This window comes from Streptomyces sp. NPDC048560 (assembly GCF_040650955.1).
In the GTDB taxonomy this organism is placed as follows: Bacteria; Actinomycetota; Actinomycetes; order Streptomycetales; family Streptomycetaceae; genus Streptomyces.
Window position 1 is genome coordinate 1226361 of record NZ_JBEZIJ010000001.1, and the last position, 26300, is coordinate 1252660.

Annotated in this window: 25 protein-coding genes; 13 read left to right on the forward strand and 12 right to left on the reverse strand. The window is 72.3% G+C overall.

The window, feature by feature from the left end:
* Positions 1-50: 50 nt before the first annotated feature.
* Entirely contained in the window at positions 51-1772 is a 1722-nt protein-coding gene (locus tag AB0C82_RS05520) for an acyclic terpene utilization AtuA family protein (protein WP_362836486.1), read from the reverse strand.
* Positions 1772-2572, reverse strand: a complete 801-nt coding sequence (locus AB0C82_RS05525; protein WP_362836488.1) for a TIGR03084 family metal-binding protein — start codon at positions 2570-2572, stop codon at positions 1772-1774. Before AB0C82_RS05525 ends, AB0C82_RS05520 begins: the two co-directional genes overlap by 1 nt.
* 127 nt (positions 2573-2699) lie before the next feature.
* Between AB0C82_RS05525 and AB0C82_RS05530 the strand changes: the two genes are divergently transcribed.
* On the forward strand, positions 2700-3410 hold the full coding sequence (locus AB0C82_RS05530; RefSeq protein ID WP_362836490.1) for an NUDIX domain-containing protein: 711 nt from the start codon (positions 2700-2702) through the stop codon (positions 3408-3410).
* Positions 3411-3465: 55 nt separating this feature from the next.
* Here the strand turns inward: AB0C82_RS05530 and AB0C82_RS05535 are convergent, their stop codons facing one another.
* The 3 genes from AB0C82_RS05535 to AB0C82_RS05545 form a co-directional block, all read right to left on the reverse strand.
* Positions 3466-3792, reverse strand: coding sequence for a GYD domain-containing protein (locus AB0C82_RS05535; RefSeq protein ID WP_362836492.1), 327 nt, complete (start codon positions 3790-3792; stop codon positions 3466-3468).
* Between the two features lie 111 nt (positions 3793-3903).
* Positions 3904-4053 carry a hypothetical protein gene (locus AB0C82_RS05540; protein ID WP_362836494.1) on the reverse strand — a complete coding sequence of 50 codons (150 nt, stop codon included), beginning with the start codon at positions 4051-4053 and terminating at the stop codon, positions 3904-3906.
* Between the two features lie 73 nt (positions 4054-4126).
* Positions 4127-5095, reverse strand: a complete 969-nt coding sequence (locus tag AB0C82_RS05545) for an EamA family transporter (protein ID WP_362836496.1) — start codon at positions 5093-5095, stop codon at positions 4127-4129.
* A gap of 159 nt (positions 5096-5254) precedes the next feature.
* Here AB0C82_RS05545 and AB0C82_RS05550 point away from each other — a divergent pair, with 159 nt between their 5' ends.
* Both AB0C82_RS05550 and AB0C82_RS05555 read left to right on the forward strand, forming a co-directional pair.
* Positions 5255-6142: a LysR family transcriptional regulator gene (locus AB0C82_RS05550; protein ID WP_362836498.1), complete on the forward strand. Its 888-nt coding sequence runs from the start codon at positions 5255-5257 to the stop codon at positions 6140-6142.
* Between the two features lie 62 nt (positions 6143-6204).
* A complete protein-coding gene (locus AB0C82_RS05555; RefSeq protein ID WP_362836500.1) occupies positions 6205-9342 on the forward strand; it encodes a BTAD domain-containing putative transcriptional regulator in 3138 nt (1045 codons plus the stop codon).
* Here the strand turns inward: AB0C82_RS05555 and AB0C82_RS05560 are convergent.
* From AB0C82_RS05560 to AB0C82_RS05575, 4 genes are all read right to left on the reverse strand, one after another.
* Entirely contained in the window at positions 9323-10108 is a 786-nt protein-coding gene (locus AB0C82_RS05560) for an ABC transporter permease (protein ID WP_362836502.1), read from the reverse strand. The two genes, AB0C82_RS05555 and AB0C82_RS05560, sit on opposite strands and share 20 nt — an antisense overlap.
* A complete protein-coding gene (locus tag AB0C82_RS05565) occupies positions 10105-11091 on the reverse strand; it encodes an ATP-binding cassette domain-containing protein (RefSeq protein ID WP_362836504.1) in 987 nt (328 codons plus the stop codon). The genes AB0C82_RS05560 and AB0C82_RS05565 overlap by 4 nt, the downstream gene beginning before the upstream one ends.
* A gap of 108 nt (positions 11092-11199) precedes the next feature.
* Positions 11200-14007 carry an FAD-binding and (Fe-S)-binding domain-containing protein gene (locus tag AB0C82_RS05570; protein WP_362836506.1) on the reverse strand — a complete coding sequence of 936 codons (2808 nt, stop codon included), beginning with the start codon at positions 14005-14007 and terminating at the stop codon, positions 11200-11202.
* 250 nt (positions 14008-14257) lie between these two features.
* Positions 14258-15973 (reverse strand): LCP family protein, encoded by a 1716-nt coding sequence (locus AB0C82_RS05575; RefSeq protein WP_362836508.1) that lies wholly within the window; start codon positions 15971-15973, stop codon positions 14258-14260.
* Positions 15974-16278: 305 nt separating this feature from the next.
* On the opposite strand from AB0C82_RS05575, the gene AB0C82_RS05580 reads away from it, so the two are divergent.
* From AB0C82_RS05580 to AB0C82_RS05620, 9 genes are all read left to right on the forward strand, one after another.
* Positions 16279-17766, forward strand: coding sequence for an ATP-binding protein (locus AB0C82_RS05580; RefSeq protein WP_362836510.1), 1488 nt, complete (start codon positions 16279-16281; stop codon positions 17764-17766).
* Positions 17763-18209 carry a roadblock/LC7 domain-containing protein gene (locus AB0C82_RS05585; RefSeq protein ID WP_362836512.1) on the forward strand — a complete coding sequence of 149 codons (447 nt, stop codon included), beginning with the start codon at positions 17763-17765 and terminating at the stop codon, positions 18207-18209. The genes AB0C82_RS05580 and AB0C82_RS05585 overlap by 4 nt, the downstream gene beginning before the upstream one ends.
* Positions 18206-18577 carry a DUF742 domain-containing protein gene (locus AB0C82_RS05590; RefSeq protein WP_362836514.1) on the forward strand — a complete coding sequence of 124 codons (372 nt, stop codon included), beginning with the start codon at positions 18206-18208 and terminating at the stop codon, positions 18575-18577. The genes AB0C82_RS05585 and AB0C82_RS05590 overlap by 4 nt, the downstream gene beginning before the upstream one ends.
* Positions 18558-19202, forward strand: a complete 645-nt coding sequence (locus AB0C82_RS05595) for an ATP/GTP-binding protein (RefSeq protein WP_362836516.1) — start codon at positions 18558-18560, stop codon at positions 19200-19202. The genes AB0C82_RS05590 and AB0C82_RS05595 overlap by 20 nt, the downstream gene beginning before the upstream one ends.
* Complete coding sequence (locus tag AB0C82_RS05600) at positions 19199-20446, forward strand: cytochrome P450 (RefSeq protein WP_362836518.1); 1248 nt, start codon at positions 19199-19201, stop codon at positions 20444-20446. Before AB0C82_RS05595 ends, AB0C82_RS05600 begins: the two co-directional genes overlap by 4 nt.
* Positions 20443-21651: a cytochrome P450 gene (locus AB0C82_RS05605; RefSeq protein ID WP_362836520.1), complete on the forward strand. Its 1209-nt coding sequence runs from the start codon at positions 20443-20445 to the stop codon at positions 21649-21651. The genes AB0C82_RS05600 and AB0C82_RS05605 overlap by 4 nt, the downstream gene beginning before the upstream one ends.
* An 87-nt stretch (positions 21652-21738) precedes the next feature.
* Positions 21739-22857: a phosphoserine transaminase gene (gene serC / locus AB0C82_RS05610; RefSeq protein ID WP_362836522.1), complete on the forward strand. Its 1119-nt coding sequence runs from the start codon at positions 21739-21741 to the stop codon at positions 22855-22857.
* Between the two features lie 154 nt (positions 22858-23011).
* Positions 23012-23626, forward strand: a complete 615-nt coding sequence (locus AB0C82_RS05615; RefSeq protein ID WP_362836524.1) for a Uma2 family endonuclease — start codon at positions 23012-23014, stop codon at positions 23624-23626.
* 33 nt (positions 23627-23659) lie between these two features.
* Complete coding sequence (locus tag AB0C82_RS05620; protein ID WP_362836526.1) at positions 23660-24157, forward strand: DinB family protein; 498 nt, start codon at positions 23660-23662, stop codon at positions 24155-24157.
* A 3-nt stretch (positions 24158-24160) separates the two neighbouring features.
* Here the strand turns inward: AB0C82_RS05620 and AB0C82_RS05625 are convergent, their stop codons facing one another.
* The 3 genes from AB0C82_RS05625 to AB0C82_RS05635 are packed head-to-tail and all read right to left on the reverse strand — an operon-like array spanning position 24161 to position 25807.
* A complete protein-coding gene (locus AB0C82_RS05625; protein ID WP_362836528.1) occupies positions 24161-24577 on the reverse strand; it encodes a DUF4259 domain-containing protein in 417 nt (138 codons plus the stop codon).
* Positions 24578-24590: 13 nt separating this feature from the next.
* Entirely contained in the window at positions 24591-25283 is a 693-nt protein-coding gene (locus tag AB0C82_RS05630; RefSeq protein WP_362836530.1) for a class I SAM-dependent methyltransferase, read from the reverse strand.
* A gap of 11 nt (positions 25284-25294) precedes the next feature.
* Positions 25295-25807 (reverse strand): GNAT family N-acetyltransferase, encoded by a 513-nt coding sequence (locus tag AB0C82_RS05635; protein ID WP_362836532.1) that lies wholly within the window; start codon positions 25805-25807, stop codon positions 25295-25297.
* Positions 25808-25888: 81 nt separating this feature from the next.
* Between AB0C82_RS05635 and AB0C82_RS05640 the strand changes: the two genes are divergently transcribed.
* Positions 25889-26290: a PPOX class F420-dependent oxidoreductase gene (locus AB0C82_RS05640; protein ID WP_362836534.1), complete on the forward strand. Its 402-nt coding sequence runs from the start codon at positions 25889-25891 to the stop codon at positions 26288-26290.
* Positions 26291-26300 lie beyond the last annotated feature (10 nt).

Genomic DNA, 26300 nt, shown 5'->3' on the forward strand with positions numbered 1-26300 from the left:
ACGGGTCCGGGCGGATCACGAGGCCGGCCGCGTCACGGGGCCCAGCGGCGTCACGGGTCCAGCAGCGACACGGGCACGGGCAGGCACCGGGAGCGCAGCCACTCCCCCAGCGCCTTGGCCTGCGGGTCGAAGCGGGCCTGTGCGGCGACGCCTTCGCCGAGCAGTCCGTGGACGACGAAGTTCAGTGCGCGCAGCCGTGGCAGCACATGGCGTACGACGGTGAGCGGACCGGTCTCCGGCAGCAGCTCCTTGAAGCGTTCGACGGTCAGCTCATGGGCCAGCCAGCGCCAGGCCTCGTCGTCGCGCACCCACACCCCCACGTTGGCGTCGCCGCCCTTGTCGCCGCTGCGTGCCCCGGCGATCCGCCCGAGCGGGACGCGGCGTGCCGGCTGGTCGGGGAGCGCGGGAGGCAACGGGGGCTCCGCGAGCGCGGCGAGCACGCGCGTCTCCACGGGTCCGGCCACCCGCACCCGCTCCCCGTCGGGCAGGACGGCGACGTGGTCCACCTCCGCGGCGGGTACGGAGGCGGCCTCGAAGACCCCGTAGGGCGCGCCCTTTCCGGGCGGGGCGGTGACGTGGAAACCGGGGTAACTGCCGAGGGCCAGTTCGACGGCGGCGCCCGACACGGCCCGGCCGACGGCCTCGGCGTCCTGGTCGCGGACGACGAGCCGGAGCAGGGCACTGGCCGTCTCCTCGCTTCCGGCGTCGGCGTGGTCGGTGCGGGCCAGTTCCCACCGCACCTCGGCGGGCCGGCGGCCGGACCTGGCGAAGGCGTCGTCGAACTGGTCCCGTACGAGCTTCGCCTTGTCCTCGATGTCGAGTCCGGTGAGGACGAAGACGACCTCGTTGCGCCACCCGCCGAGGCGGACGAGTCCGGCCTTGAGGGTCGGCGGCGGGGCCTCGCCCCGCACCCCGGAGATCCTCACCCGGTCCGGTCCGTCCTGCGTCAGCCGTACGGTGTCGAGCCTGGCGGTGGTGTCCGGCCCCGCGTACCGGGCACCGCCGGTCTCGTACAGCAGCTGCGCGGTCACCGTGCCGACGTCGACGACACCGCCCGTACCGTCGTGCTTGGTGATGACACAGGAGCCGTCGGCGTGGATCTCGGCGAGCGGGAAGCCGGGCCTGCGGACGTCGTGGTCGCCGAAGAAGGCGTAGTTCCCGCCGGTGGCCTGGGTCCCGCACTCCAGTACGTGCCCGGCGACGACGGCCCCGGCGAGCGCGTCGTGGTCCTCCGGGCCCCAGCCGAAGTGGGCGGCGGCGGGCCCGGTGACGAGGGCGGCGTCGGTGACCCGCCCGGTGACGACGATGTCGGCCCCGGCCCGCAGGCAGGCGGCGATCCCGGCGCCGCCGAGGTAGGCGTTGGCGGCGAGGAACCCCTCCGGTACGGGGAGGCTGTCGCCCTCGACGTGGGCGACCCGCACGGGCACGCCCACCTTGTCGGCCAACTCCCGCACCGCGTCGGCCAGTCCCGCCGGGTTGAGCCCCCCGGCATTGGCGACGATCCTGACGCCCCGCTCGTGCGCGAGACCGAGCCCTTCCTCCAGTTGCCGCAGGAAGGTGGTGGCGTACCCGCGTCCCGGGTCCTTGAAGCAGCTGCGGGCCAGGATCAGCATGGTGAGCTCGGCGAGATAGTCGCCGGTCAGGACGTCGAGGTGCCCGCCGGTGAGCATGTCGCGTACGGCGTCGAAGCGGTCACCGTAGAAGCCGGAGGCGTTCCCGATCCTGAGCGGCCGGGTCCGCGGCTCCCCGCCCGCCCCCGCCCGCGGCCCCATCAGCGGTCCTTCCGTGCCGGGCGCCCGGGACCCGCCGGCCCTGCGAAGGCCTGCGCGATGTCCAGCCACCGTTCCGCGTCCGCCCCGACGGCCCGGACGGCGAGGTCGTCGCGGTGCGCTCGCTGGGTGACCAGGAGGCAGAAGTCGTACAGCGGCCCGGTGACGCGCTGCGGCGCACCCTCCGGGCCGTACGCGATCAATTCACCGTCCGGGCCTGTGAGTTCCACCCGGAACTCCTCCTCGGGCGCCTTCATCCCGCGTACGAGGTAGGCGTAGTCGCGGGCCCGCACCCCGATCCGCGCCACATGCCGCAGCCGGCCGCTCGGCGCCCTGGTGACGCCGAGGGCGTCGGCGACGTCCTGGCCGTGCGCCCAGGTCTCCATGAGCCGGGCGCTCGCCATGGAGGCCACCTTCATCGGCGGTCCGTACCAGGGGAACCTGCTCCCGGGCGTCGCCGCCCGCATCGCCTCCTGGAGCCGCCGGCGCCCGTCCCGCCACCGCGCGTGCAGCGCGTCCGGCTCCAGCGCTCCCACCAGCTCCTCGGCGGCCCTGTCGACGAACGAGTGCGGATCGGTCATCGCCGTCTCCACCTCGCCGGCGAAGGCGTCCGGGTCGGTGACGGAGAGCAGCGCGACCTCGTCGGTCCAGGCGAGGTGCGCGATCTGATGAGCAACCGTCCACCGTTCGGCGGGTGTGGGAAGCGCCCACCCCTCGGCGCTCAACCCGGTGACCAGCGCGTCGAGTTCCTCGCCCTCCTCGCCCAGATCGTCGAGTACGGACACGGCTGCGGCATCGGACACGGTGCACTCCCTCGGGCGTGGCGGTGTGCCCAGGAGCATGTCAGCGAGCTCATAAACAAGCAAGCGTGCTTGCATTATTCTTTCGCGGTGCCCCCCGGGAGCACCCGCCGTGCGGAACAATCCTGGAATGACAGACCAACCGCACACCGTGGACGTGCACTTCGACGGCGACAAGCTGATTCTCGAAGAGCACCGGGACGAGGCCGGCCCCTTCTACACGTTTCCCCGCACGGGCGCGACGCCCGCCCCCGGATCGCGCGCCGCCCTCTCCTGGGCCGAGGCCCTGCACGCCCGTATCCACCCGCTCGGCACGGCGGAACGGGTCCTGCGCACCTGGTCCCGGGGCCGGCCGCCCCGGGGTACGGCGCCCCACCACGACCCGACGGCCGTCCCGCCCCGCCGTGTCCGCGCGGGCTGCGTCGTCATCCGGGACGACCACATGCTGCTGATCCGGTTCGAGGAGCGCGGCACGCACTTCGAGATCCCGGGCGGCGGGGTCGAGGAGGGCGAGACCGTGGAGGCGGCGGCGGTGCGCGAGCTCATGGAGGAGACCGCCCTGCGCGGCACCCCGGTGCGCGAAGTGGCGCGGACCTGGCGGGAGCGCGGCAGGGGTCACTACTTCCTGATGGCCACCGAAGGTGAGGTCGGCCCGGCCGAAACCCTGGACAACCACGGCGGCCGCCCCGAATGGGTCCCCGTGAGGGACCTCCCCAGGACTCCGCTGTGGCCCCGGCGGCTCTCCTGGCGGATCACCCACTGGCACAACGAGGGCTGGCCGGAACCGGCCGCGGAACTGGCTGACTCGATCCACGAGCTGGATCGCCCGTGCCGGTGGTGACTCAGCTTCCGGGCCGAGGGGTGCATCGCCCCGGGGTGCCTACGTTCCGGGGTGCCTACGTTCCGGGGGCGCGGTAGCCGACCTGCCCGGCTCTCCGCAGGGCATCCAGCGTTTCGTCGACGCTCAGGAGAACGGTCGTCTCCAACGAACTGAGCGCGCCGCCCCCGCCGATCGCGAGCGCGACCGCGGCCATGGACACGTTGTCCGGGGCTTCCCAGAGGCTGTAGCCGTCGTGCCTGCCGAAGGCGTACCAGAAGCCGTGGAGCTTCCCGCCGACGGACTCGATGTACGACTGAGCGGCCTTCGCGCGGTCCTCGGGGTGGCTGATCAGCCTCGCCCAGGTTTCCGGCGTGTAGCTGAATCTCGATAGATAGAGCGGCATTCCGTCTCTCCTTTCGGTGCATCAAGAAGGATGCGCACCGGGCGGGAGACTGAGGGCCGGGCCCGCGACCGGGCGACCCCCGGCTCGTGCGGTACGGCCCTCGCCGTGGGGCTAGTCCCGTTCGCCCTCGGCCTGGGACGGCTCCGTGCGTGGAACCTCCTTGTGCGTCTCGGGGCGGCCTCGTTCGGTGGGTTCGTCGCGCTCACCCTCGGCCTGCGAGGGGGTGTGGGAGTACAGGCCCTCGGGCTCGGTGGATTCCATGGTCGGCCTCCTTCGCCCCCTCCCATCGTGCGCCTCCGGGGCCGCCCCGTCGCGGCGACCGGAGGGCGCCGGCTCAGATCTCGGCCTTGCCCCGCCCGGCGCCCACCTGGCTGCGCACCGCGCCCATGCTCGCGCCGATGACCAGGGCGATGGCCAGCGCGTCCGTGGTCGACAGGGCCTGGTCGAGGATCAGGAAGCCGGCCGTTGCCGCGATGGCCGGTTCCAGGCTCATCAGGATCGCGAACGTGGAGGCGGGGAGCCGGCGCAGGGCGATCAGTTCCAGCGTGTACGGGAGGACCGAGCTGAGCAGGGCCACGGCGGCGCCCAGAGCGACCGTGGACGGGACGAGGAGTTTCGAGCCGGCGTCCACGATGCCCAGGGGCAGGGAGAGCAGCGCGGCCACGACCATCGCCAGGGCCAGGCCGTCCGCCTGCGGGAAGCGGCGGCCGGTGCGGGCGCTGAAGATGATGTAGACCGCCCACAGGGCGCCCGCCCCGAGGGCGTACGCCGCGCCGACCAGGTCCAGGCCGCCGAAGCCCCCGCCGCCGAGCAGGAAGACACCGGCGACCGCGAGAGCCGCCCAGACGAGGTTGACCAGGCGGCGGGAGACGATCACCGACAGGGCGAGTGGGCCCAGCACCTCCAGGGTGACGGCCACGCCCAGCGGAATCCGCTCGATCGACTGGTAGAAGAGGATGTTCATGCCGCCCATCGCGGTACCGAACGCGACGACGGTCCCCCAGTCGGCCCGCGAGTGGCCGCGCAGTTTGGGGCGGCACACGAGCAGAAGGACGACGGCGGCGGCGACGAGCCGCAGGGTGACGACACCCAGGGCGCCGGCCCTCGGCATCAGCAGGGCCGCGACCGCCGCGCCGAACTGCACCGAGAGGCCGCCCGCGACCACGAGAGCGACGGGGCCGAGTGCCATGCCCCTGCCGCCCGGGCGCCCACGCCGTCCGCTGCCGTGCCCCGGCAGCGCGGCGACCGCCTCGGGTACGGCGACTGCTGCGGCCGGTTCTGCGGCACTGCGCGGGACATCCACGTGGGTCCGGCCTTCCGGGAGAGGGATTCACGTCAGTGCACTTCAATGCACTGACGAATACAAGATACTGCACTCAGCGCGTACGCCTCATCCCTTCACCGTAGAGAGGCGGGCGGTTCGCGTGAAATGCCTTTTGCGCTCCGGTTATGCTCCGCACGCATGAACCCGGGACCCGCCGTCGGCCGCACCATCGAACTCCGGCACCTTCGCGCCTTCCTCGCCGTCGCGGACGAGGGCAACGTCACCCGCGCGGCCGCCCGCCTCCACCTGACCCAGCCCGCCGTCTCGCGCACCCTCGCCGCCCTGGAGAAACACCTGGGCGTCCGGCTCGTCGACCGCTCCACCCACCACCTCGCCCTCACCCCCGAGGGCACCGCCTTCCGCGACAAGGCCGCCGCCGCTGTCGCCGCGTTCGACGAGGCGCTCGACCCGGACCGGCTGCGCCACTGGCCACTGCGGATCGGCCACGCCTGGTCCGCCTTCGGCCCGTACACCACCCCGCTGCTCAGGGCCTGGCAGGAGAACCACCCCGAGACCCCGCTCGAACTGCTGCGGATCGACGACCGCACGGCGGGCCTCACGCGTGGCGAGGTCGACGCGGCACTCCTACGAGGGCCGGTCGCCACTCCCGGGCTGGTCACCGAGGTGCTGTTCACCGAGGACCGGGTCGCGGCCGTGACCGCGGACGGCCCGCTCGCCGCCCGCACCTCACTGAGGCTCGCCGACCTGACGGACGGCCCCGTCGTCCTGAACACCGTCTCCGGCATCACCACCCTCGACCTCTGGCCCCCGCACGACAGACCCGCCGCCACGCTGACCGTCGCCAACACCGACGACTGGCTCACCGCCATCGCGGCGGGCCGCGGTTCCGGTGTCTCCGCCGCGTCCACCGCCGCCATGCACCCCCACACCGGAGTCGCCTACCGGCCGCTCGACGACGCCCCCGCCGTACCGGTCCTCCTCGCCAGGCGGGACGCCCCCGGGCACCCCGCACTCCCGGAACTCGCCGCCCTCGCTCGGGAGATCGTCGGCGGAACTCGGATCTGACCAAGGGGAGTTCGGCCCACAGCCGGGCTTCCGGCCACCGCCGCCTTGGCTAACCTGCACGGGTGACCACCGACCTGACCTTCCTGCCGCGTGTCGCCCATCGCGGCCAGGAGGTGACCGCGCCCCGCCTCCGCGGCCTTCTCGCGCTGCTCGCGGGCGACCTGCGCACGGGCTGCAGCAGCGAGCGGCTCGTGGCGGGGCTGTGGCCCGACGAGCTGCCGGAACGGCCGGCCAAGGCCGTGCAGGTCCTCGTGTCCAGGGCGCGGGCGCTGCTGGGCGCCGACGTCATCGCCAGTACGCCCACCGGTTACCGGCTCGCTCTCGCCGAGGACCAGGTCGACACGTCCGCCCTGCTCCTGCACGCCGCCGCGAGCACGGCCCGGGCCAGGGCCGGTGACCACGCGGGATCGCTGGCCGCCGCCGAGGCCGGGCTCGCGCTGTGGGAGGGCGCCCCCGACGGGGCGGGTGACACCGACGACCCCGTGAGCGCGTTGCGTGCCGAACGCGCCCCCGTCCGAGGCACCCTCGTACGCGCGCAGGCACTCGCGCTCGCCAGGCTGGGGCGGCACGCGGAGGCGGCCGGACCGCTGGCCGCGGCCGCGTCGGAGCATCCGCGCGACGAGGAGGTACTCGCCGAACTGCTGCGCGGCCAGGCGGCGACGGCGGGCCCGTCCGCCGCGCTGACGCGGTACGAGGCCTACCGCCGCGAACTCCGCGACGAGCTCGGCACCGAACCGGGCCCCGGGCTCAGGGCCGTGCAGCAGGAGCTGCTGCGCGGCGAGGCCCCGGTCGTCCGGCACGGCGTACCGCACGAGCCGAATCCGCTCCTCGGCCGGGACGAGGACGTCGCGGCGGTACGGGGGCTGCTGCGCACCTCACGCGCCGTCACCGTCGTGGGCCCGGGCGGCCTGGGCAAGACCCGGCTCTCGCACGCCGTCAGCCGCGGGGCCGAACAGCGCGTGGTGTACTTCGTGCCGCTCGCCGGTGTCACCGCGGACGCGGACGTGGCCGCCGAGGTGGCCTCCGCGCTCGGCGCGGGCGAGGGACGGCCCGGCACCCCGGGCGGCCACGGGCAGGCCGACTGGGTGTCAGGCATCACCGGCGTCCTCGGCCCCGGGCCCGCGCTGCTCGTGCTGGACAACTGCGAGCAGGTCGTCCGGGGCGCCGCCGACCTCGTCCAGGCCCTTGTCTCGTCCTCGAAGGGCCTGCGGGTTCTCGCCACCAGCCGGGCCCCCCTCGGTCTCACGTCGGAGGCGGTGTACGCGCTGCCGGAGCTCAGCACCGTCACCTCGGCCGAGCTGTTCACCCAGCGGGCCAGGGCCGCCAGACCCGGGGTGCAGCTGCCGCGTGACGCGGTGGCCGAGCTGTGCCGTCACCTCGACGGGCTGCCGCTCGCCGTGGAACTCGCCGCGGCACGGGTACGGGTCCTGTCGGTGCCGGAGATCGCCCGGCGCCTCGGCGACCGGTTCGCGCTGCTGCGCGGCGGTGCCCGCGACGTGCCGGAGCGCCACCGCACGCTGCACGCGGTCGTGGACTGGAGCTGGAACCTGCTCGCCGAGGACGCCAGGGCGGCACTGCGCACGCTCTCCGTCTTCCCCGGCGGCTTCCTGGGCGGGGCGGCCGAACAGGTCCTCGGCGAGGACGCGCTGTTCCTGCTGGAGCAGCTGGCCGACCAGTCGCTGATCACCGTCGCCGAGACGCCGGCCGGTGTGCGGTTCCGGATGCTGGAGACCGTACGGGAGTTCAGTGCGGCCCGGCGTGCCGAGGCGGGTGAGGACGAGAAGGCCGTGGACCGGTTCCTCCTCTGGGCGCGGGAGTTCGGGGTCGCGAACCACGACGTGCTCTTCGGCTCGGAGCCGAAGGCGGCCCGTGAGCGGATCAAGGCCGAGCAGGACAACCTCGTCCTGGCCCTCCGGCACGCCCTGGACCGTACGGACGGCCCCACGATCGCCGCGCTCACCGCCGTACTCGCCACGCTGTGGTCGTCCGACTCCCACTTCCCCCGCCTTGCCGCACTCGCCGCGGAGACCGGTCCGCCGCTGTCGCACTACCACCCGGCGCCCGAGTACGTCGAAGCCACCCGGGCCGCCGCGGTGGTGTGCACCGCGGGGCTGTTCATGGGCCACGGCCCGGCCGCCGTGCGCCAGCTCGTCACCCTCCGGCGGCTGCCCACGGCGCCGCCGGACACGCTGCTGCGCGCCGCCGCCGTCGTGCTGAGCGCGGTCCCCGAGATGCTGCCCCCGGACCACGACGTACTGCGGAGGCTCTGCGACAGCGACCGGCCGCTGGTCGCCGGCGTCGCCGAGTCCATCGCCACGTACGTCTGGGAGTACGAGCACGACATCGACCGCGCCCTCGCGTCGGCTCGTCGGACGCTCACCGGACTGGCCCCGGTCGACAACCCGTCCATGCAGCTCATGGGCCACTCCCGGCTGAGCGAGCTGTGCCTGCGGACAGGGCGGGGCGAGGAGGCGTACGAGCACCTCAAGGCGACGCTCGACGTGATGCCCAGGATCGGCGACGGCCGCGACTACATCTTCATCCGCTGGCTCCTCGTCCTCGCCTGCCTCCAGCGCGGCGACCCGGACGAGGCCGAGTTCTGGCTGCGGCAGGCGGAGAGCGACAACGCGCCCCAGCAGGATGTCTTCTACCGGCCCGACCGCGGCGGGCGCGCCGAGATAGCGCTGGCCCGCGGACTGACGGAGGTCGGGCTCGGACTGTGGCGCGGCGCCGTGGAGCGGACGTACGAGACCGGCTCGGTGCACAGCGACACCCCCTGGCTCGACCCGTGGGCCCTGCAGGTCCAGTCGGCCGCGGTGACGGCGCACGCGCACGCCTGCCGGCTCGAACCGGTCGCGGAGGTCGTCGACCGGCTGCGGAAGGGACTGCGGACGCTGCTCGCCGGTCCGTCCGGTTCGCCCATGGAACTGCCCGTGCTCGGGACGGTGCTCCACGCCCTCGCCATGGCGGGGCTCGCCACCGACGACGGCGATGCCGCTTCTGCCGTACGGATGCTGGCGCTGGCCGAACGGCTGCGGGTGCTGCGCGACTTCCAGCCGACGATGTCGGCGGACCGCGCCCGGCAGGCGGCCGAGAACGCCGACAGGGCGGCGTACGCCGACGCGGTGTCGGAGTATGCCGCCCTGGCACGCGACGAGCTGCGGGACGCAGCCCGCGCGCTCACTTCGGGTCGCGGTTGAACTGGGCCATCGACCAGCGGTAGCCGAGCGCGATCAGTGCGACGCACCAGGCGACCGCGATCCACCAGTCGTTGCCGATCGGGGTGCCGAGCAGCAGGCCGCGCAGGGTCTCGATCGCGGGGGTGAAGGGCTGGTACTCGGCGATCGGCCGGAACCAGCCCGGCATGGTGTCGGCGGGGATGAAGGCGCTGGAGATGAGCGGGAGCAGGATCAGGGGCATGGCCATGTTGCTGGCTGCCTCGGCGTTGGGGCTGGCCATGCCCATGCCGACCGCGATCCAGGTGAGTGCCGTGGCGAACAGCGCGAGCAGTCCGAACGCGGCGAGCCATTCCAGGGCGGTGGCGTCCGTGGACCGGAAGCCGATGGCGACGGCGACGGCGCCGACGAGGACCAGGCTGGCGAGGACCTGCAGCACGCTGCCGACGACGTGCCCGACGATCACCGAGCCCCGGTAGACGGCCATCGTGCGGAAGCGGGCGATGAGGCCCTCGGACATGTCGGTGGAGACGGATACCGCCGCACCGATCACGGTGGAGCCGATGGTCATCATGAGGATGCCGGGAACGATGTAGGCGATGTAGTCGGAGCGGTCGGCGCCGCCGATGCCCGCGCTCATCACGTCGCCGAAGATGTAGACGAAGAGCAGCAGCATCATGATCGGCGTGAGCAGGAGGTTCAGCGTCATGGACGGGTAGCGCCGGGCGTGCAGCAGGTTGCGGCGCAGCATCGTGGAGGAGTCGCGGACGGCGAGGGAGAGGGTACTCATCGGGCGTTCTCCTTGGTCTGGTCGGCCTGGTCGGCCTGGCTGGGCACGGTGGAGCTGGTCAGGGCGAAGAACACGTCGTCGAGGTCGGGGGTGTGCACGGTCAGTTCGTCGGCCTCGATGCCGGCGGCGTCGAGCCAGTCGAGGATGGCGCGCAGTTCGCGCTGGCTGCCGCCGCTCGGGATCTGGAGCGTCAGTGCCTCGTCGTTCCGGGTGGTCTCGCGCAGGGCGACGGCGGCGTTCTGGTAGGAGTCCGGGTCGGCGAACCGCAGTCGGACGTGTCCGCCGGGGATGAGCCGCTTGAGTTCCTCGGCGCTGCCCTGGGCGGCGATCCTGCCGTCGTGCAGTACGGCGATGCGGTCGGCGAGTTCGTCGGCCTCCTCCAGGTACTGGGTGGTGAGGAAGACGGTGACGCCGCCGGAGACCAGCCCCCGGATGATCTGCCACATGTTGTGCCGTGAGCGGGGGTCCAGGCCGGTGGTCGGTTCGTCGAGGAAGATGATCCGGGGGGCGCCGACCAGGGTCATGGCCAGGTCCAGGCGGCGCTTCATGCCGCCGGAGTAGCTGGAGACCGGCTTCTTCGCGGCGTCGACCAGGTCGAAGCGTTCGAGGAGGTCCGCGGCGACCCGTCGGCCCTCGTCCCTGGGCAGGTGGTGCAGGTCGGCCATGAGGAGCATGTTCTCCTCGCCGGTGATCAGCCCGTCCACGGCGGAGAACTGTCCGGTGACACCGATCGCGGCACGCACGGCCTGCGCGTCGGTCGTCAGGTCGTGGCCGCCGACGTGCAGTTCGCCGGCGTCGGCGCTGATGAGGGTCGAGAGGATCTTGACGGCCGTGGTCTTGCCGGCACCGTTCGGGCCGAGGAGGGCGAAGACGCTACCCGCCGGAACGTGGAGGTCGACGCCGTCGAGGACCGTCTTCTCCCCGTAGGCCTTTCGCAGCCCCTTGGCCGCGATGGCGAGTGAGTGCGCTGTCGTTGTGTTCATGCCGCAGAGCTTGCGGCAGGGCGCATTCAGCGCGGTTTCACGACGGTTTCAGCGCCCTGGAACCGGCTGCGGATGCCCGCGGGGCCGCCGCCCCGCGGGCATCCGCGCTCAGCTGTCCAGGCCCTCCGCCAGCACCTCCGCCAGGTGCCTCGCACGCCTGCCCGCCAGGTGGTCCAGCTGCGTACGGCACGAGAAGCCGTCGGCCAGGAGTTCCGCACCGGGCGCCGCCGCCCGTACGGACGGCAGGAGCCGCTCCTCCGCACACGCCACCGACACGTCCCAGTGGCCGCGCTCGAAGCCGAAGTTGCCGGCGAGCCCGCAACAGCCGCCGCTCAGTTCCCCGGCCAGACCGGCCCGTTCACGCAACCGGCGTTCGGCCGCGTCACCGAGGACGGCGTGCTGGTGGCAGTGCGTCTGGCCGACCACCGGACGGTCGAGGCGCGGCGGGCTCCAGTCGGGCGCGTACTCCTCCAGGTACTGCGCGAAGGTGCGCACCGATGCGGCCAGTCCGGCGGCGCGCGGGTCGTCGGGAAGCAGCTCCGGCAGGTCCGTACGGAGCGTGGCGGCGCAGCTCGGTTCGAGCACGACGACCGGACCGCCGGGGAACGCGCCCGTCCGGTCCAGCGTGCGGCGCATGACCTTGCGGGCCCGGTCGAGCTGGCCCGTCGACACGTAGGTGAGCCCGCAGCACACCCCGCGGTCCGGGGGCAGCACGGTCTTGCCCGCCGCCTCCAGGACGCGCACCGCCGCCCGGCCCACCTCCGGCGAGAGGTACTCGGTGAACGTGTCGGGCCACAGCACCACCACCTCGTCGTTCGACAGGATCACCGTGCCCTTCGGCCGGCGCCTTCGCACCCACCGCCCGAACCGTTCCCGCGCCGGCACCGGCAGGGCCCGTTCCGGGGCGATACCCGCCAGCCGCTTCACCAGCGCGACGAGGGGGCCGATCCGGGCCAGCGCGCCGATGACGCCCGCGAAGGGGGCAGCCGCCCGGAGCCACGTGGGCAGCCGGCCCAGCGCGTAGTGCGCCGCGGGACGCAGCCGGCCCTTGTAGTGGTGGTGCAGGAACTCCGCCTTGTACGTGGCCATGTCGACGCCGACCGGGCAGTCGCTGCGGCAGCCCTTGCAGGACAGGCACAGGTCGAGCGCGTCCCTGACCTCCTTGGACCGCCAGCCGGCCGTGACGACCTCCCCGGCCAGCATCTCGTGGAGCAGCCTGGCCCGGCCCCGGGTCGAGTGGGCCTCCTCGCCGGTCGCCCGGAACGAGGGACACATGACGTCCGCGCCCGCCGCCTCCGTCGTACGGCACTTGGCGACGCCCACGCAGCGGCGCACCGCGGCCGAGAAGTCGCCACCGTCGTGCGGGTAGCCGAAGGCCACGTCGACCGGCCGGCGCGGCAGCACGTCGAAGCGGAGGTTCTCGTCCAGCCGTGCCGGGCGGACGAGGATGCCCGGGTTCATCCCGCCGTCCGGGTCCCAGAGGTCCTTGAACCGGCCGAAGAGGCCGACGAGTTCGTCCCCGTACATCCGTGGAAGCAGCTCCGCACGGGCCTGTCCGTCCCCGTGCTCCCCGCTGAGCGATCCGCCGTGCCCGACGACGAGGGAGGCCAGTTCCTCGGAGAAGCGGCGGAAGGCGGCCACGCCCCGTGGGCTGAGCAGGTCGAAGTCGATACGCACGTGGATGCAGCCGTCGCCGAAGTGCCCGTACGGCGTGCCGCGCAGTCCGTGCGCGGTGAGCAGGGCGCGGAAGTCGCGCAGGTACGCGCCGAGGCGGGCGGGCGGTACGGCGCAGTCCTCCCAGCCGGGCCATGCCTCGCTGCCGTCGGGCATCCGGGTGGCGGTGCCCGCGGCGTCCTCGCGGATGCGCCACAGGGCGCGCCGGGCCGCGGCGTCCGTGACGACCGCGCCGTCGACGGCGCCGTCCGCGCCACCGGCCCGCACGATCCGCTCGGCGTGCGCGCGTGCCTCGGCTGTGGTGGCGCCGCCCGTCTCGACGAAGAGCCACGCCCCGCCGCGCGGCAGCCCCGCCGGTTCGCGTACGAGGTCGGCGGCCATGCCTTCGACGGTGAGCGGGTGGTACGGGAGGAGGCCCGGGGCGGCCTCCGCCGCGGCGGACTCGTCGGCGTACCCGAGGACGGCGAGCGCGCGGGCCTTCGGTGCGTCGACGAGCCGCACGGTCGCCTCCGTGAGCACGGCGAGGGTGCCCTCGCTGCCGCAGAAGGCGCGGACGAGGCCTGTTCCCCGTCCCCGGTCGTGTTCGGGGAGCAGGGCGTCCAGGGCGTAGCCGGAGATGCGGCGGGGGAGGTCGGGGAACCGCGTACGGAGGGTGGCGAGGTTGGCGTCGACCAGCCCCGAGAGCCCCTGGAGTGTGCCGGCCCCCGCCGGTCCGAGCCGCAGACGCTCGCCGCCGTAACGGATGACGGACAGGTCGAGGACGTTGTCGGCGGTGGTGCCCCAGGCGACGGAGTGCGAGCCGCAGGAGTTGTTGCCGATCATCCCGCCGAGGGTGCAGCGGCTGTGGGTGGACGGGTCGGGCCCGAAGGTCAGTCCGTGCGGGGCGGCGGCGTCGCGCAGGTCGTCGAGGATCACGCCGGGCTGGACGACGGCGGTGCGGGCGTGGGGGTCCAGGTCCACGATCTCCCGCATGTGGCGGGTGAAGTCGAGCACGACGCCGGTGCCGGTGGCCTGACCCGCGATGGAGGTGCCGCCGCCGCGCGGGACGACCGGTGTGTCGTGCTCGCGGCAGACGGCGAGTGCGGCGGCGACGTCGTCGGCGTCGCGTGGGGCGACGGTGCCGAGGGGGACGCGGCGGTAGTTCGAGGCGTCCATGGTGGTGAGCGCGCGGGCGGACGTACCGAAGTCCACCTCTCCGCGGACGGCGGCGGCGAGGGCGCGGGCGAGGTGGGGTCGGGCCATGGGTTCAGCATGTCGTGCCTTCGGGTTTCCGGAGCCCCGGTCCTCGGGCCGGGGGCCTTCGTCCGCAAGCGCCGGACGGGCTGTCCGGCGGAGCCCCGGCCCGTCGGTTGCCCCGTTCGGGGTGGTCCGGCCGGAGTGTGCGGCGTGGGCCGTGCCGCCGGGGGTACGCCCGACCCGGCCCCGCCGGCGGTCAGCCGGACCACGCGGGCCGCACCCGGTCGGGCGACCCGGACACCCGGGCCCGGCAGGGCTACTTCGCGCAGACCGGCTTGTCGGCTTCCACACGCTGGATGTCCTTCGGCGCCTTGGACGGCGCCGTCAGCGGGGTGCCCGCCGCCGTGAAGTCCGGGCCCAGGGTCAGCCGCATCGGTTCCGTCTCGCCCGCGTCCGTCGTCGTCGGCTTCAGGGCCGCGGCCGACAGCCCCATGATGTCGGCGAGTTGGCGGGCCTGGTCCGCCTGGTCGGGGCCGTAGACGAGCTGCGTCTTCGCGACCTTCTCCGGCGCGTTCGCCCTGTTGCTGGACTTCAGGACGCCCTCCGAGTTCTGCAGCCAGTCGATGGCCTCCTGCGCGGATCCGGCCGGAGCGCCGCCGTTGTAGACGTCGACCCGTACGTCCGCCGATGCCGCGCGGGGCCCCTTGAGCTTCGCCTCGGCCTGGGCCTTCTTCTGCTTCTTGACCTCGGTGAGGGAGATGTCGTCGCGGATCATCGAGAAGAGCTGCGGAGCCTTCGTCTTGTCCAGGACGACGGTGGCCTTGACCGTCTCCGCCGGATTGTCGATCACCGGCACCGTCGTGAACGTGATGTTCTTCATCTCGACGGAGCTCAACTCCATGCCGAGCTTGCGCAGTTGGTTGATGTCGTTGATCCGCTCGTCGACCGTGAGCGCCTTGGTCGCGGCCTCGGCGAGCTTCCACATCTTGGTGGGGCTCGTGAGCGTGTCGTTGGACTTCAGCTTCCGCATCAGCGAGCCGAGGAACTGCTGCTGGATCTCGATGCGGCTCAGGTCGCCGCCGAAGCCCACGGAGTGGCGCGTGCGCAGGAAGGCCAGCGCCTCCTCGCCCTGGAGGGTGTGGTCGCCCTTGGGGAGTTTGAGGTGCGAGTCGGGGTCGTCGATGTCCTTGGCCAGGCAGACGTCGACACCGTCGACCGCGGAGGTCAGCGTCTTGACCGCGTTGAAGTCCGCCACCATGAAGTGGTCGGCCTTGACGCCCGTCAGCTCGGTGATGGTGCGCATGGTGCAGCTGGGTGTGCGGTCGTACTGCCCGAGGCTCTCGTTGAACCGCTTGCCCGGCGTTCCGGGGATGTCCTTCGTCGAGCCGTCGCTCTGGGTGGTGGGACAGTCCGGGATGTCGGTGATCAGGTCGCGGGGGATGCTGAGCGCGGTGGCGTTGGTGCGGTCCTTGGAGACGTGCAGCAGGATCGTCGTGTCGGCGTGGCCGGCGCTGCCCGCGTCGCCGTAACCCTCGTTGCCCGCGCCGGTGCGCTTGTCCGTGCCGATCACCAGGACGTTGATCGCCCGGTCCTTGCTGAAGCCGCCGGTGCCCGCGCCGTCGTCCGGAATGGCGGTGATGTTGCCGTTGAAGTGCTGGTAGACGAGGTAGCCGCCGGTGCCGACGGCCACCAGCAGGAACGCCGTGACACCGCCGGTCCAGACGAGCGCCTTCTTCTTGCCGGCCTTCTTCGGCTTGGGCCTGCGGCGCCCGGTCTGCTGTTCCGGCTGCCGGGAGGAGCGTCCGCGGGACTGCCGGGACGGCTGTGGGTCGGGGCGTCCCCGCTGGCCGGGGACCGTGGCGCTCCGAGCGCCGCCGGACCGGCGGCGCTCGGAGCGGCCGGGTACGGAAGGGGCTGCCGGTTGCTCTTCGGACGGAGTCAGTCGCAGTTCGTAATCGCCGGTGTCCGGGTTGAGCACCCACTGGTCAGCGGGGTCGACAGCCTCGCCCCGACCACGGCCTTGCGCGTCCACGGTTCCCTGCTTCCTCGATCGGGTCGCTCAGCCTATCCGCCCGGTCCTCCCACCGGCCCGGGGCCGGTGGGAGATCCTCACATCTCGCCGCCCGTCAACCCGGCGCACACGCTCCGAACGCCCCGGCGCGTAGGCGGCCCTACAGAAAAGCCAAACAGAAATGACCACAAGGAATCCCCAAACAAGTCGTCAATTCTCCTATAGTTGCCGAGACTTGATCAGGAATTGTCAGCTCCAGTTATGACGTTCCGCCCTTCATCAAGCGAATTGCCCCGCCCCGTACCGTCCGCCCCCAAGGACTCCGATTGCGCCCCATTTTCCGGCCGACCGCACTCGCCCTGCTGGTCTCCGCAGCCGTAACCGGTTCCCTGTGTCTGTGGGCGGTCGCCGCCGCCCCCGAATCGGTGCGGGCCCCACTCGCCTGGGGTGCGGGCTCCGCCGCCGTGCTGCTGTGCGCCGCGGTGACCGTCGCCGTCCACTGCCTGCTCACCGCACGTGGTGTGCGCGCGATGCGGGCCGCCGACGCCCAGCGGTTCACCTCCGAGACCTCACGGCTCGTCTCCTCGTCCGCCGCCGACGCGCAGCGCTTCACCGCCGAGACCGCCCGGATCAGGGCCGCCGCCGCCACCGAGACCGCCCGGGTCACCGCCGAGGCTGCCGCCGGGACGGCCCGGGTCACCGCCGAGGCCGCCGAGGAGCGCGCCCGCCTCGGCGACGAGGTGAAGCGGCTGACCGCACGCGCCACCCGCAGCGAGACCGAGCGTTCCGCGGCCGTCGCCGCCTGCGCCAACGCCGCGGGACGGATGCAGGCGCTGGCCACGAGCATGCTGGCCGACCTCCGGGAGATGGAGCACCGGCACACCGCCGAGGACGTGCTCGGTGACCTCCTGTACCTGGACCACCGCACCGCCCAGGCGGGCCGGCTGGCCGACTCCATCGCCGTGCTGACCGGAGCGCGCTCCGGCCGCCGTTGGGCGAAGCCGATCGTCATGGAGTCGATCCTGCGCGGAGCGATGGGCCGCATCGGCAGCTACCAGCGTGTACGGCTGCACTCGACCAGCGACGTCGCGATCGCCGGGCACGCCGCCGAGGGCATCATGCACGCGCTCGCCGAACTCCTCGACAACGCGGCGAACTTCTCGCCGCCCACCGCCGAAGTACACGTGTACGTCGAGGAGGTGCCGGCGGGCATCGTCATCACCGTCGAGGACAGCGGCCTCGTGATGAGCGATGTACAGCTGCGCCGCGCCGAGCGCGCCGTGTCGTCCGAGCACCAGGACCTCACCGGCCTCTCCGGCACCCGGCTCGGTCTCGCCGTCGTCGGCCGGCTGGCCCGCAAGCACGGGCTCACCGTCTCCTTCAGGCCGTCCGCACGCGGTGGCACGGGCGCGCTGATGATGCTGCCGCAGGAGCTCATCTCGCGTACGGCGGTCCCCGCGGCCCCGGAGTTCCCCGCACCCGCACCCCTGCCCGCGGTCCCGGAACCGGCGCCCGAACCCGCCCGGACACCGGACGCGGACACGGGCGCCACGCAGGAGGAGCCGCAGGAACCGCAGTCCTCCGGATCGGAGACGACCGGCTCGCTCCCGCAGTTCGGTGAGAGCGGCCTTCCCAAGCGCCGCCGCGGCCGCACCCTCGCCGCCGCCGAATCCCGTACCGGCAACGCCTCTTCGGGCGACGCCGACACCCCCAGGCCCCGTACCACCGACCCGAAGGTCCAGGCAGCCCGCTTCAGCACCTTCAGCAAGGCGGTCCGGGCCAACTCCCCGCACCTGGAAGGCAACACCCGATGACCGCGACCACCGACGAGAAGCTCAACTGGCTGCTGGAGGGGCTGCTCGACCGCACGCCCGGCGCCCGGCACGCCCTCGTCCTGTCCAGGGACGGCCTCAAGCTGTGCCGTACCCCGGAGCTCTCCGTCGACCAGGCCGACCAGCTGGCCGCGATCTCCGCCGGCATCCAGAGCCTGTCGCACGGCGCGTCCATCGAGTTCGGTGACGGCACCGGCGGCGTGCGGACCGCGATGGCCGAGTTCTACGGCGGCGTGCTGTTCATCGTCGAGGCCGGCGCGGGTGCGCACCTCGCGGTCGTCGCATCGGAGGACTCCGACGTCGGCCTCGTCGGCCACAACATGAGCGAGCTCGTCGAGCAGCTCGGCGAACACCTCGTCGCCCCGCCGCGCACCCCCGCCGAGGCGGCTGCGCACGCGGCGGCCGCGGAAACCGCGGACGTATGACGGCGGCGCCCCGTCGCCGCCCGGGCCGCGACGACGATCCGGACCGGCTGTACACCCTCACCGGTGGCCGCAGCCGGTCCGACTCGGCCGCCTTCGACCTGGTGACACTCGTCGTCTCCGAGTGCGAGCCGTCCCCCGGGATGCAGTCGGAGCACGTCGCGATCCTGCGGATGTGCGAGCGGCCCCATGCGCTCGTCGAGATCGCCGCGAGCCTGAACCTGCCCGTCAGCATCGTGCGCATCATGCTGTGCGATCTGCTCGACACCGGCCGGATCAGCGCCCGCCACCCCCGTACTGCCCGTGTCGCGGACCGGCTCCCCGACCCCGACATCCTGGAACAGGTGCTCGTTGGACTCCGCAACCTCTGACCGTGACGCCCTGCAGGCGACGGCCGACAACGGACTGAAGATCGTCGTCGTCGGCGGCTTCGGGGTCGGCAAGACCACCATGGTCCGTTCCGTGAGCGAGATCCGTCCGCTCAACACGGAAGAGACCATGACCCGCGCGGGCGAGGCCGTCGACCACCTCGACGGCGTGCAGTCGAAGACGTCCACCACGGTCGCCTTCGACTTCGGCCGCATCACGCTCGACGCCCGCTCGGTCCTCTATCTCTTCGGCGCCCCCGGACAGGAGCGCTTCTGGTTCCTGTGGGACCGGCTGTTCTCCGGCACCCTCGGCGCCGTCGTCCTCGTGGACACCCGGCGGCTGTCCGACTCCTGGTACGCGATCGACCGGCTGGAGCACCACGGGACGCCGTTCATCGTCGCGTGCAACGACTTCGGCGGTCCGCTCCACAGCGAGCAGCAGATACGGGAGGCACTCGACCTCTCCCCCGACGTCCCGCTCGTCGAGTGCGACGCCCGGGACCGTTCGTCCAGCAAGTACGTGCTGATCACCCTGGTCGAGCACCTTCAGCAGCTGGCTGCCGCCCGCACCACCGAGGCGGCCCTGGCGGCGGCCCCTGCCGCCCTGACTCCGGAGCCCACCCCGTGACCCAGTGCCCCGTGTCCCACGGCTCCGCCTCCCTGCCCGTGCCGCTGTCCGGCCCGCGGTTCCAGACCGACCCCGTCCAGCTGTACCGGGACATGCGCCGCGACCACGGAGCCGTGGCCCCGGTCGTCCTGGACGGGGACGTACCCGCCTGGCTGATCCTCGGCTACCGCGAGCTGCACCAGGTCACCAGCGACCCGGTGCTGTTCAGCCGGGACTCCGAGCTGTGGAACCAGTGGGACCGCATCCCGGACGACTGGCCGCTGCTCCCCATGATCGGCCGCAAGCAGCCGTCGATCCTCTACACCGTCGGCGAACGGCACAGCCGGCGTGCTGCGATGATCAGCGAGGCACTGGAGGGGGTGGACCCCTTCGCCCTCAAGCGGTACGCCGAGGAGTTCGCCGACGCCCTCATCGACCGGTTCTGCTCCACGGGCCGTACGGAGATCATCGCCGAGTACGCGACGCTCCTCCCCGCCCGTGTCCTGGCGAAGATCTACGGCTTCTCCAACGAGACCGGAGAAGCGCTCGTCGGCTCGATCAACGACATGATCGACGGCCGCGAGCGGGCGCTCGCCGGGCAGATCCATCTCGCCACGTCCATGGTCGAACTGCTGGCGGCCAAGCACGCCGAGCCCGGCGACGACGTGGTGACGCGGATGATCGCCAACACGGACGGCTTCTCGGACGAGGAGATCGCCCAGGACCTGATGGTCATGATGGCCGCCGGCCACCAGCCGACCGCCGACTGGATGGGCAACTCGCTGCGGCTGATGCTCACCGACGACCGGTTCGCCGCCTCGCTCTCGGGCGGCCGGCACAGCATCGGCGAGGCGATGAACGAAGTGCTCTGGGAGGACACCCCCACCCAGAACGTCGCGGGCCGCTGGGCCGCCCGCGAGACCCGCCTCGGCGGGCGCCACATCCAGGCCGGCGACCTGCTGCTCCTGGGCATCGCCGCGGCCAACGGCGACCCGCAGGTACGCACGGACGGCTCGGCGCTCACCGGCGGAAACAACGCGTTCCTCTCGTTCGGTCACGGTGAGCACCGCTGCCCGTTCCCCGCGCAGGAGACCGCCGAGGTCATCGCCCGTACCGGCATCGAGGTCCTGCTCGACCGGCTGCCGGACATCGACCTCGCGGTGCCGGAGGCGCAGCTCACGCGGCGCCCGTCCCCGTGGCTGCGCGGTCTCACGGACCTGCCGGTCCGCTTCACTCCCACGCCCGCCCTCGGAGGCCAGCAATGACCCGGATCGTCCTCGACCCCTTCGTCACCGACCTCGACGCGGAGAGCGCCGCACTGCGGGCGGCCGGGCCGCTGGCCGAGGTCGAACTGCCGGGCGGGGTGCACTGCTACGCCGTCACGCATCACGCGGCGGCACGCGCGCTCCTCACCGACAGCCGTGTCGTGAAGGACATCAACGTGTGGGGCGCCTGGCAGCGCGGCGAGATACCCATGGACTGGCCGCTGATCGGGCTCGCCAACCCTGGCCGCTCCATGCTGACGGTGGACGGGGCCGACCACCGCAGGCTGCGGACGCTGGTGGCGCAGGCGCTGACGGTGAAGCGGGTGGAGCGGCTGCGTGCGGGCATCGAGGCGCTGACGAACGCGAGCCTGGACCGCCTCGCGGCGCTCCCCAAGGGCGAGAGCGTCGACCTGAAGGCGGAGTTCGCCTACCCGCTGCCGATGAACGTCATCAGCGAGCTGATGGGCGTGGACGCCGCCGACCACCCCCGGCTCAAGGAACTGTTCGAGATGTTCTTCTCGACGCAGACACCGCCGGAGAAGGTCCCGCAGATGATGGCGGACCTCGGTGCACTCTTCACGAAGATCGTGGACGGGAAGCGCGCGAACCCGGGCGACGACCTGACGAGCGCCCTGATCGCGGCCTCGGAGAACGGTGACCAGCTCTCCGACGAGGAGATCGTCAACACGCTCCAGCTGATCGTCGCGGCCGGCCACGAGACGACGATCAGCCTGATCGTCAATGTCGTCCAGGCGCTCCAGACCCATCCCGAGCAGCGCGAGCGGGTGCTGAACGGCGAGGTCGCGTGGGAGAACGTGATCGAGGAGACGCTCCGCTGGAACACGCCGACCTCGCACGTCCTGATCCGCTTCGCGACCGAGGACGTCAAGGTCGGCGACAGGATCCTCCCGAAGGGTGAGGCGCTGATCATCTCGTTCGGCGCACTGGGCCGGGACGAGGAGCAGTACGGGCCGACGGCGGGCGAGTTCGACGTCACCCGCTCCCCCAACCGCCACATCGCCTTCGGTCACGGCCCGCACGTGTGCCCGGGTGCGGCCCTCTCCCGCCTGGAGGCGGGGGTGGCGCTTCCGGCGCTCTACGAGCGCTTCCCGGAGCTGGATCTCGCCGTGCCGGCCTCCGAACTCCGCAACAAGCCGATCGTCACCCAGAACGACCTGTTCGAACTCCCGGTCGACCTGGGCTGACCCGGCCGCCGTCCACGAGCTGGAGCGCGCGTCTCATCCGACGGACAGGGCCTGCCACCCTGCACCGGACCGACTACGCTCCGGCTCGTGGCCGACATCCAGATCCCCGCTGACATCAAGCCCGCCGACGGACGCTTCGGCGCCGGTCCTTCCAAGGTGCGGACGGAGGCGCTCGACGCGCTGGCCGCCACCGGCACCTCCCTCCTCGGTACGTCCCACCGCCAGGCTCCGGTGAAGAACCTGGTCGGCGAGGTACGTGACGGTGTACGCAGCCTCTTCTCCCTCCCCGAGGGTTACGAGGTCGTCCTCGGCAACGGCGGCTCCACCGCCTTCTGGGACGTCGCGACGCACGGTCTGATCGAATCGAAGTCCCAGCACCTGAACTTCGGCGAGTTCTCGTCCAAGTTCGCGAAGGCCGCCAAGCTCGCCCCGTGGCTGGCCGACCCGACCGTCATCGCCTCCGACCCGGGCACCCACCCGGACCCGCGGGCCGAGGCGGGCGTGGACGTCTACGCGTTCACCCACAACGAGACCTCGACGGGTGTCGCGGCGCCCGTCAAGCGGGTCGCGGGCGCCGACGAGGGCTCCCTGGTCCTGGTGGACGCCACCTCGGGCGCGGGCGGCCTCCCGGTCGACATCACCGAGACGGACGTCTACTACTTCGCCCCGCAGAAGTCCTTCGCCTCCGACGGTGGCCTCTGGATCGCGGCGTTCTCCCCGGCGGCCCTGGACCGCGCGGCGCGCATCCACGCGTCGGGGCGCCACATCCCGGAGTTCTTCTCGCTCCCGACGGCGATCGACAACTCGCTGAAGAACCAGACGTACAACACCCCGGCCCTGGCGACGCTGTTCCTCCTGAACGAGCAGCTGAAGTGGATGAACACCCAGGGCGGCCTGGACTTCACCACCGGCCGCACCGCGCAGTCGGCGCAGAACCTGTACGGCTGGGCGGAGGAGTCGAAGCACGCGACCCCGTTCGTCACCGACCCGGCGAAGCGCTCGCAGGTCATCGGCACGATCGACTTCTCGGACGACATCGACGCCTCGGCGATCGCGAAGGTGCTGCGCGCCAACGGAATCGTCGACACGGAGCCGTACCGCAAGCTGGGCCGCAACCAGCTGCGCGTGGCGATGTTCCCGGCGATCGACCCGTCGGACGTCCAGGCCCTGACGGCCTGCATCGACTACGTGATCGAGAAGCTGTAGCGCTGACGCACCTCGGAGGAACGGCCCCGCACACACCCCGTGTGCGGGGCCGTTCCCGTTTCACTCGACCGGGTGGCCCATCGCGTACAGGACACGCGTCCGGGCATCGTCCTACGATGATGCTCTCGACACCAGCCATTCCAGGAGGCCCGCAATGTCTGCAGCAGCAGTCGAGCACCCCTGTGACGGTGAGCCGGAATCCCTGCTCGACAGCGCCGGCCGGCTCTCGGAGCAGCTTCCCCCGGGTTACCGCGTCGAGATCATCGGAGGCGTCATCACCGTGGCCCCACCCCCGGACGGCCCGCACGCCGACGCACTGACCAGCCTCATGGTCCCCTTCCTCGCCGCAGGACTCCACGGCGAGGAGTCGAGGGTCCTCCAGGGAATCGGCCTGTGGCTGCCTGGCGGGCCCGAGGACTACGCCATCCCCGACCTCGCCGTCGTCGACGCGGATTTCGACGATCACCGGGCCGAGAACTCCACCTACGACCCCGCCGTCTTCCGCCTGGTCCTGGAGGTCACCTCCAGCAACTATCAGAACGACCTGCGCCACAAGGTCGCCGCCTACGCGTACGCCAAGATCCCGGTGTACGTGATCCTCGACCGCCGCCATGGCCGCGTCCACGTACTGACAGAGGCCGTCGGCGGCGCCTACGACCGGCACGAGGTGTACGCGCCGGGGCAGTCGGCCGTTCTCCCCGCGTCCATCGGCGCCGAAGTAACCCTCGACGTAGCCGAGTTGGTCAAGGCCGGCCGGTCCCGCCCGTGAACGCTGTCAGTGCCCGCTGCTAGTTTCCCCGGCATGACGAAGCCCGTGCCGTACACCGCAGGCGGCGAGAAGGAATCGCTGCACGCCAGCCTCGACAACCACCGCGATGTGATGCTGTGGAAGCTGGAAGGGCTGGACGACGAACAACTGCGCCGCCCCATGACACCCACCGGGACGAACCTGCTGGGACTGGTCAAGCACCTCGCCACCGTCGAATACGGCTGGTTCTGCTCGGCGTTCGGCCGCGAGACCGAGAAGCTGTGGTTCGACCCGTACACGGACGACATGACGGTCTCCCCTGACGAGACGACCGAGCAGATACTCGCCTTCTACGGCCGCGCCCGCGCCGCCGCGGACCGGGCCATCGAGGAGACGGACCTGGACGAGGCGGGCACCTCGTGGGACGGGAAGACCGTGTCGATGCGCTGGGTCCTCATCCACATGCTGGAAGACCTTGTACGCCATGTCGGGCACATGGACATCGTCCGCGAACTGGTCGACGGGGCGACCGGCACCCACCGCACCGACTGAGCGTCACCCCGCCGCCCTCGCCAGCACCTCCCGGAGCTCGGTGATGCCCGCCGCCCACAGTCCGTCCGCCCCGGCATCGGCCCACAGCTCGGGGAGTTCGGACTCCGCGCCCACCACCCGGTCCAGAGCACTCACCGCCAGGGCGCGAAGCTCGGGAGCGAGCGGGGGCAGCGGTTCGTCCGGCCCGTACGGCGTGGTCACCGGCTTCCCACCGGGGCACTGCGCGGCGATCAGCGCGGCGGCGGCCACCGCCACCGCCGCCTCGTCGCCGTCGAGGTACTCCCCGGGCCCCGTGCCCGTCACCGCCGTCAGCGCGTCCCTGAGCAGCGCCTCACGCTTGCCCGGCGGGGCGTCGTCCAGGGTGCCGCCGAAGTCGGCGGCCGTGTCGTTGTCGAAGTGACCGATGTCCCAGGTGCCCATGACGGCCTCCCCCTCAGTTGGTGCCACCATCCTCGCGCGCACCACTGACAATCGGCTTCCGCGCCAGCAGGAACGCCTGCGGGGTCCTCTCCGGGAACTCGCCCTCGGTATCGGTCTCGCGCACCATGCGGGCCGTCATGGTCAGCCCGGCCTCGATCAGCTGCCCTGCCATCCACTCCGGCCGGCGGCGGCGGAAGTCGAGGTCGATGTCGCTCCCCCACGCGTCCGTCAGGTGCAGCACCTCGTCCCCCGTCTGGAACCCCAGCAGGAGGTGACCGCCGGGAGCCAGCACCCGGAAGAACTCGCCGAACGCCTGAGGCAGCCGCTCGTCCGGCACGTGGATCGTGGAGTACCAGGCCAGCAGCCCGCCGAGGCCGCCGTCCGGCAGGTCGAGGCCGAGCATCGACCCTTCCTCGAACCGCACTCCGGGAAGGTTCCGCCGGGCCACCGCCAGCATCCCCGGCGACAGGTCGATGCCGAACGCGTCCAGGCCGAGCCCCCGCAGATGGCCCGTCACCCGCCCCGTACCGCAGCCGACATCGGCCACGGGCCCGCCCCCGCCCTCCCGGACGAGTTCGGCGAACCCGGCGAGCACCGCCCGGTCCAGCGGCTTGGCGGCCAGCTCTTCACGGAAGCGCTCGTCGTATCCGACGGCCATGGTGTCGTACGAGGTCCGGGTGGCGTTCAGGAAGTCGGCTTCGGTCATGGTGGCGCACCTTAGAGGCAGTGCGCGTCCACGCGCCACCGCACCTCGCCGTCCTCCCGCTCCTCGGTCGGGGAGAGCCCGGCCGCCGAGGCCACGGCGGCGGAGGCGGCGTGGTGCGGGTGGATGTGTGCGACGACCGTACGGACGACTCCGCCGCCCAGCAGATGCACGACCAGGCCCCCCGCCGCCTCCTTCGCGTACCCCCGGCCCTGCATACCGGTTCCCACGACCCAGGCCACCTCCGCCCGGGAGCCGCGCACGGTCGCCTGCACATAGCCCGCCAGGCGGTCCTCCTCGCGCACCCGGAGCACCCAGTTCCACCAGAGTTCCGCCGGGTCGGGTGATCCCGCGCTCTGGCGTTCGTAGCGGGCGCGCAGGGTGTCCGCGTCCTCCGGCGCTCCCCCGGTGTACGTGTGCAGGGCGGGGTCCAGGAGGACTACGGCCATTTCCTGCGCGTATCCGGCTTCCAGGGGCAGTGCGTCGAGGCGCGCGGTGGAGAAGGGCCGGGGCCCGTTGATCGGCATGGGGCCGGAGCTTAGGGGGTGCGCGGCGGACGCGCCCTGCCGCTCCGTGCGGCGACAGGCGTTTCGTGCGGCAATGGAGGTATGGACACCGTTCCGGAGCTCCGCCCCTTCGTCAGGCAGTACACCGTCCTGCTCAGCAGCCGCCGGCCGGACGGATCCCCCGCCCACACCCCCGTGAGCATCGCCGTCGAGGGCGATCACGCCTACATCCGTACCTTCTCGTCGGCGTGGAAGGTCGACCGGATGCGCAACCACCCCGTCGTCGACATCGCCCCCTGCACCGTGCGGGGCGCGCCCACGGGGCCGCCGGTCCGCGCCTGGGCGCGGCTGCTGCCGCAGGACTCCGAGGAGAACACCCACGCGGCACGGACACTGTCGCGCAAGTATCCGGCGCTGCACGGCGTGGCCGTTCCCCTGATCCACAAGATCAAGCGCGACCGGACGCTCCACTACGAGCTGCGCCCCGTCACGGACGAGGTCTGACGCGCCCGGT